This is a genomic window from Sphingomonas sp. CCH9-F2 (genome assembly GCF_001556735.1).
Lineage (GTDB): Bacteria > Pseudomonadota > Alphaproteobacteria > Sphingomonadales > Sphingomonadaceae > Sphingomonas > Sphingomonas ginsenosidimutans.
Genome location: NZ_LSJO01000228.1, coordinates 1 through 6,898, shown reverse-complemented (window position 1 = coordinate 6,898; position 6,898 = coordinate 1). Strand labels below are relative to the sequence as shown.

7 protein-coding genes and 1 pseudogene are annotated in these 6,898 nt (G+C 70.1%); 7 read left to right on the top strand and 1 reads right to left on the bottom strand.

The genetic code is table 11. The features are described 5' to 3' along the window. Nucleotides 1–54 precede the first annotated feature (54 nt). The 7 genes from pyrF (at nucleotide 55) to AX685_RS06885 (ending at nucleotide 6,154) form a co-directional block, all read left to right on the top strand. Nucleotides 55–729 carry an orotidine-5'-phosphate decarboxylase gene (gene pyrF, locus AX685_RS06915; RefSeq protein ID WP_066486866.1) on the top strand — a complete coding sequence of 225 codons (675 nt, stop codon included), beginning with the start codon at nucleotides 55–57 and terminating at the stop codon, nucleotides 727–729. A gap of 59 nt (nucleotides 730–788) precedes the next feature. Continuing rightward, on the top strand, nucleotides 789–1,421 hold the full coding sequence (locus AX685_RS06910) for a phosphoribosylanthranilate isomerase (protein ID WP_066486865.1): 633 nt from the start codon (nucleotides 789–791) through the stop codon (nucleotides 1,419–1,421). Further along, nucleotides 1,418–2,647: a tryptophan synthase subunit beta gene (trpB, locus tag AX685_RS06905; RefSeq protein WP_066486863.1), complete on the top strand. Its 1,230-nt coding sequence runs from the start codon at nucleotides 1,418–1,420 to the stop codon at nucleotides 2,645–2,647. Before AX685_RS06910 ends, trpB begins: the two co-directional genes overlap by 4 nt. Next, nucleotides 2,644–3,444 carry a tryptophan synthase subunit alpha gene (trpA, locus tag AX685_RS06900; protein WP_066486861.1) on the top strand — a complete coding sequence of 267 codons (801 nt, stop codon included), beginning with the start codon at nucleotides 2,644–2,646 and terminating at the stop codon, nucleotides 3,442–3,444. Before trpB ends, trpA begins: the two co-directional genes overlap by 4 nt. After that, nucleotides 3,441–4,307 (top strand): acetyl-CoA carboxylase, carboxyltransferase subunit beta, encoded by an 867-nt coding sequence (gene accD / locus AX685_RS06895; protein WP_066486859.1) that lies wholly within the window; start codon nucleotides 3,441–3,443, stop codon nucleotides 4,305–4,307. Before trpA ends, accD begins: the two co-directional genes overlap by 4 nt. A gap of 21 nt (nucleotides 4,308–4,328) precedes the next feature. Further along, entirely contained in the window at nucleotides 4,329–5,642 is a 1,314-nt protein-coding gene (locus tag AX685_RS06890) for a bifunctional folylpolyglutamate synthase/dihydrofolate synthase (protein WP_066486857.1), read from the top strand. Nucleotides 5,643–5,713: 71 nt separating this feature from the next. Continuing rightward, on the top strand, nucleotides 5,714–6,154 hold the full coding sequence (locus AX685_RS06885) for a DUF6628 family protein (RefSeq protein WP_066486855.1): 441 nt from the start codon (nucleotides 5,714–5,716) through the stop codon (nucleotides 6,152–6,154). A 10-nt stretch (nucleotides 6,155–6,164) separates the two neighbouring features. Here the strand turns inward: AX685_RS06885 and AX685_RS06880 are convergent. Then, nucleotides 6,165–6,898, bottom strand: a pseudogene (locus AX685_RS06880) (MFS transporter); the annotation flags it as partial.

The window sequence follows — 6,898 nt, the reverse complement described above, 5'->3', positions numbered from 1 at the left end:
CCCCGTGCCCTCCGTTCCCGCGGACACCGGCCCAGCCCCCAACGGAGTCCAGCCGTGAGCAACCGCATCTTCGTCGCGATCGACACACCCGATCTGGAACGCGCACGCGCGCTCGCCACCCGGGTGCGGCACCACGTGGGCGGGCTGAAGCTGGGGCTCGAATTCTTCTGCGCCAACGGCCCTGCGGGGGTGCGCGCGATGGAGGAGATCGGCTTGCCGGTGTTCCTCGACCTCAAGCTGCACGACATTCCCAATACCGTCGCGAAGGCGGTGCAGTCGCTTGCCCCGCTGGCGCCCGCGATCCTGACCGTCCACGCGGCCGGCGGGCGTGCGATGCTGGAGGATGCCAAGGCGGCGGCGCACCCGGATACGAAGGTGGTGGCGGTGACGATGCTGACCAGCCTGGACGACCGCGACCTGGCCGATACCGGCGTCGGCGGCAGCGCGCACGACCATGTCATGCGGCTGGCCGATCTGGCGCTCGCGGCGGGGCTGGACGGCATCGTCTGTTCGGGGGTGGAGGTGAAGGCCGCGCATCGCGCCTGGCCGAAGGGGTTCTTCGTGGTCCCCGGCGTGCGCCCCGCCAATGGCGCGGCCGGCGACCAGAAGCGCGTCGTCACCCCGCGACAGGCACTGGACGACGGCGCGTCTATCCTGGTGATCGGCCGCCCGATCACCCAGGCGGAAGACCCCGACGCCGCCGCGCGCGCGATCGAGGCGACGCTGTAGGCGGCACGACGCGACACGGGTGGGGGACAAACGCGCCCGCCGCCCCTATATCGCCCGTCATGCCCGCCACCGCCAAGATCTGCGGCCTGTCCACCGCACCGACGCTCGACGCCGCCATCGCCGGGGGAGCGAGCCATGTCGGGTTCAACTTCTTTGCGCCTTCCCCGCGCTATATCGCCCCAGAACGGGCACGCGCGCTGGCGCAGCGGATGCCGCAGCATGTCCGCCGCGTCGGGGTGTTCGTCGATCCTGATGACGCGCTGCTCGACGCCACCGCCGACACGCTCGACGCGATCCAGCTGCACAAGACCGCGCCGGACCGGATCGCCGCGATCCGCGCGCGCTGTGGGCGCGAGATATGGGCGGTCGTTGCGGTGAAAACGCGCGCCGATCTGGACAACGCCGCGCGCGTCGCCGGCGCGGCCGACCTGATCCTGTACGATGCCAAGACGCCGGACGGCGCGAAACTGCCCGGCGGGATGGGGGTGCGATTCGACTGGTCGGTGCTCGACGGCTTCCGCCATCCCCTGCCCTGGGCGCTCTCCGGCGGCCTGGACGCGGGCAATGTGGGCGACGCGGTGCGCCGGACCGGCGCGCCGCTGGTCGATGTGTCCTCGGGCGTGGAGACCGCGCCCGGCGTCAAGGACGTGGACAAGATCGCCGCCTTCCTGCAACGGGTCGCCTCACTATGAACGCTCCCAATTCCTTCCGCGCACAACCCGATGAGCGCGGCCATTTCGGCGACTACGGCGGCCGCTACGTCGCCGAGACGCTGATGCCGCTCGTCCTCGATCTCGAGCGCGAGTATCGCGCCGCGAAACAGGATCCGGCCTTTGCCGCGCAGTTCGACGACCTGCTCGAACATTATGTCGGCCGCCCCTCGCCGCTCTATCATGCCGAGCGGCTGACCGAGGCGCTGCGCGACGGCGCGGCACCGGGCAAGGGCGCGCAGGTGTGGTTCAAGCGCGACGAACTGAACCATACCGGCGCGCACAAGATCAACAATTGCATCGGCCAGATCCTGCTGGCGATCCGCATGGGCAAGACGCGGATCATCGCGGAAACGGGGGCGGGGCAGCATGGCGTCGCCACCGCGACCGTGTGCGCGCGCTTTGGCCTGCCGTGCATCATCTACATGGGCGCCAAGGACGCCGAGCGGCAGGCGCCGAACGTGTTCCGCATGAAGCTGCTGGGCGCGGAAGTGCGCGCGGTGGAAAGCGGCGCGCGCACGTTGAAGGACGCGATGAACGAGGCACTGCGCGACTGGGTCGCCAACGTCCACGACACCTTCTACATCATCGGCACCGCCGCCGGACCGCACCCCTATCCCGAACTGGTCCGCGACTTCCAGAGCGTGATCGGGCGCGAGGCGCGCGCGCAGATGCTGGCGCGCACCGGGCGGCTGCCCGACCTGCTGGTCGCCGCGATCGGCGGCGGATCGAACGCGATCGGGCTGTTCCATCCGTTCCTGGACGACAGCGACGTCGCGATGCTGGGCGTCGAGGCGGCCGGCGAAGGTCTGGACGCGCGCCATGCCGCCAGCCTGGCGGGCGGCTTCCCGGGCGTTCTCCACGGCAACAAGACCTATCTGCTGCAGGACGACGACGGCCAGATCGCGGAGGCGCATTCGATCTCCGCCGGTCTCGATTATCCGGGCATCGGCCCCGAACATGCGTGGCTGAAGGATATCGGCCGCGTCGAATACACGTCGGTCACCGACCGCGAGGCGCTGGACGCCTTCCAGCTTTTGTGCCGGACGGAGGGGATCATCCCTGCACTGGAACCGGCGCACGCGATCGCGGCGGTCACGCGCCGCGCGCGGGCGATGCGCGAAGATCAGGTCATCCTGGCCAATCTGTGCGGACGCGGCGACAAGGATATCTTCACCGTCGCCGAGGCGCTGGGAGTGTCGATGTGACCCGCCTCGCCGACGCCTTCCGCGCCGAGCGGCCCGCGCTCGTCTGCTTCGTCACCGCGGGCGATCCCGATGCTGCGGCGACGCCCGCGATCCTCGACGCGCTGGTCGCGGGCGGGGCCGACGTGATCGAACTGGGGATGCCCTTCACCGATCCGATGGCGGACGGCCCAGCGATCCAGGCGGCGAACATCCGCAGCCTGGGCGCCGGCACGACCACCGCCGACATCCTGCACATCGCCGCCGGGTTCCGCGCGCGCCATCCGAACGTACCGCTGGTGCTGATGGGCTATGCCAATCCGATGCTGCGTCGCGGGGCGGACTGGTTCGCCGCGGCGGCGCGCGATGCGGGCGTTGATGGCGTCATTTGCGTCGACGTGCCGCCGGAGGAGGACGACGCGCTCGGCCCCGCATTGCGCGCGGCGGGGGTCGATCTGATCCGGCTGGCCACCCCCACCACCAATGCGGCGCGGCTGGGCAGCGTGCTGGGCGGCGCCAGCGGCTTCGTCTATTACGTCTCCGTCGCCGGCATCACCGGCAAGCAGCAGGCGGTGCAGGCGTCGATCGAGGAAGCGGTATCGCGGCTGAAGGGCGCGACCGACCTGCCGATCGCGGTCGGCTTCGGCGTACGCACCCCCGAACAGGCGCGCGCGATCGGCCGGGTCGCCGACGGCGTGGTCGTCGGCTCCGCGATCGTGGAGATCGTCGCCGAACACGGTGCCGCCGCGGCCGCACCGGTCACCACCTATGTCCAGTCCCTGTCGGCTGCGCTGGCCGACGCACGAAAGCAACCCGCATGAGCTGGCTCAGCAACGTCCGCAACGCGCTGTCGGGGATCGTCCCCGGCGCCAAGCAGCAGACCACCGACAACCTCTGGCACAAGTGCAAGGGGTGCGGGACGATGGTGTTCGCCAAGGAGTTGGAGGAGAACCTCCACGTCTGCCCGACTTGCGACCACCACGAGCGCATCGGCCCGCGCGAACGCTTCGCCTACCTGCTCGACGAGGGCAGCGCCGAGGTGCTGCCCGCGCCCAAGGCGGTCGAGGACCCGCTGAAGTTCCGCGACTCGAAGCGTTATGCCGATCGGCTGAAGGCCGCACGCACCGGCACCGGCGAGCAGGATGCCTTCCTCAACGCACGTGGCACGATCCACGGCCACCGCGTCGTGATCGGCGTGCAGGACTTCGCCTTCATGGGCGGTTCGATGGGCCAGGCGGTGGGCGAGGCGTTCATCCAGGGCGTGGAGGCCGCGATCCGCGACAAGGCGCCGTTCGTCGTCTTCACCGCATCGGGCGGCGCGCGGATGCAGGAAGGCATTCTCAGCCTGATGCAAATGCCGCGCAGCACCGTCGCGATCCAGATGCTCCACGACGCCGGCCTGCCGTACATCGTCGTGCTGACCGATCCGACGTCGGGCGGGGTCATGGCCGCCTATGCGATGCTGGGCGACGTGCAGATCGCCGAGCCCAAGGCGACGCTGGCGTTCACCGGTCGCCGCGTGATCGAGAATACGATCCGCGAGAAGCTGCCCGACGATTTCCAGACCAGCGAATATTATCTGGAGCACGGGATGATCGACATGATCGTCCACCGCCGCGATTTGCGCGAGCGGCTGGCGACGGTGATCGGCTATCTGTGCGGGGCACGGAAGGCAGCGGCCTGACCCGCGCAGGGCGCTGACACCATGGCCGATCACGCCGTTTCCGCGGACGCGGCCGTCCAGGCGCAGCTCGACCGGCTGTGGGCGTTATCCCCCGGCGCGGACATATTGGGACTGGACCGGATCACCCGGCTGCTGGCGCGGCTGGGCGATCCGCAGCGCGCGCTACCCCCGGTCTTCCATGTCGCGGGCACCAACGGGAAGGGATCGACCTGCGCCTTCCTGCGCGCCGCGCTGGAGGCCGCGGGGTGCCGCGTCCATGCCTATACCAGCCCGCATCTGGTGCGGTTCAACGAACGGATCCGCATCGCCGGGACGCTGATCGACGATGCGACGCTGGCGGCCTTGCTGGCGGAGGTGCTCGACGCCGGCGGCGATATCGGTGCGAGCTTTTTCGAAGTGACGACCGCGGCGGCGTTCCTCGCCTTCGCACGGAACCCCGCCGATGCCTGCGTGATCGAGGTCGGGCTGGGCGGCCGGCTGGACGCCACCAACGTGCTGCCCGCCCCCGTCGCGTGCGGCATCGCCGCGCTGGGGCTGGATCATCAGTCGTTCCTGGGCGACACGCTGGAACAGATCGCTGCCGAAAAGGCCGGGATCGCGAAGCCGGGCGTTCCGCTGCTCACCATGGCCTATCCCGCCGGAATCGCGCAGGTCATCGCGCGCACCGCAAGGGCCGCCGACACGCCGCTGCTGGCGCAAGGTGCCGGATGGCAGGCCCGGAGCACGCCGGAGGGCATCGCCTACACCGATCGTAACGGCGCGCTCGTGCTCCCCATCCCGACGATGCCGGGACCGCATCAGTGCGACAATCTGGCGCTGGCGGCGGCGATGCTGCGCCATCAGGATGCGGTGCGCATCCCCGATGCGGCGCTGGCCGCCGCCGCGCGCACGGCACGCTGGCCCGCGCGCCTGCAACGGCTCGCCCCCGGCCCGCTGACCGCGGCGCTGCCGGCCACCGCCTTCTGGCTGGACGGCGGGCACAACCCCTCCGCGGGCGAGGCGATCGCCGGGTGGATCGATGCCACTGACGCGCCGCGCGCGCTGGTCGTGGGAATGCTGGCGAACAAGGATCCGGCGGGGTTCCTGCGCCCGTTCGCCGATCGCATCGACACATTGGTGGCGGTGCCCGTGCCGGGGCACGAGCATCACGCCCCCGATGCGCTGGTCGCGCTGGCGCGCTCGCTGGGGATCGCGAGCGCATTCGCCGCCACCGATCCGATCGCCGCCGTCGCCGCGCTGGCGGCGCGCGGGGAGCCGCCTGCGGTCATGCTTCTCGCGGGGTCTCTGTACCTGGCGGGCACGGTGCTGGCTGCCAACGACGAGTTGCCGGACTGACCCGATAGATTGCGATTGACTTGCAATAGCGGCTGGACGATCCTCCTCGCGACACGAGGAGTCGTTCGATCATGACCGATATGCCGCTGACCGGTACTGCCACGCTCTCCACCCTGCCCTATGCGCTGCCGCCGTGTGGCCATGCCCGCGTCGCGCTGTTCGCGATCCGTCGGATGGGCGCGCACGGGCTGGGCGATGCCCGCGCGGCGCATGTGCTGTTCTCCACGTTCGGGGAAGCGTTTCGCCGCCCGCTGACGCTGATGCGCGCGTTCATGGCCGACATGGCGGCCAGCGCGACGCAGCCGATCGCGATCGCGCCATGCTGCTGCGCGCGGATGACCCCGGCCGAACGCACCCTGCTGTCGGTGCTGGCGCGGGTGGAGACGCGCAGCGACAGCGCGCGGCTGCTGATGCAGGACCTGCTGGGTCAGCGCGGGGTAGACGGCGTCCTTGCCAGCGCGGCGGCGGTCGCCGCCGCCTTCGCCGACGAAGGGCGACCTGTTGCGATGTAAGGCGGCATGGTCAGGCGGACGCGCCGTCGCGCGCGTCCCCCGGCCCTTCGATCCCGGCACTGCCGACCGACCGGTCGACCAGCCCCGACCGGCTCATCCACCAGAAGATCAGCACCCCCGGGATCGCCACGATCGTCGTTAACAGGTAGAAATTGACGAAGCCGAACCGCTCCACCAGCGCCCCGGCGGTCGTCCCGGTCAGCACGCGCCCTACCACGCTCGCCGCCGCGGAGATCAACGCATATTGCGCCGCCGTGAAGCGCAGGTCGCACAGCGCGGAGAAATAGGCGACCACCGTCACCCCGCCGATACCGGAAGCGATATTCTCGAACAGCATCGCGCCCGCCAGCCCGGCGTTCGAATGGCCCGCCATCGCCAGCAACGCGAAGCTGAGGTTCGACAGTGCCATCAGCAGCAGGCTGATGAACACCGACCGCTTCAGCCCCAGCCGTGCGTACAGCGCGCCGCCGATGAAGATGCCGATCAGATACGCCCAGAAACCGATACCGACATCGTACAGCGCGATTTCGTCGTTCGAAAAGCGCATGTCGTCCAGCAGCAGGCGCAGCACCAGCTGCCCAAGCGTGTCGCCGATCTTGTGGATCAGGATGAACAGCAGGATCACGATCGCACCCGGCCGCGCGAAGAATTCGACGAACGGCTGCCACGCCGCGGCGATCGCCTGACCGGCGCCGCGCCGCGGCGTGGCAGCCGTTCGTCGAATTCTTCGCGCGGCCGGGTGCG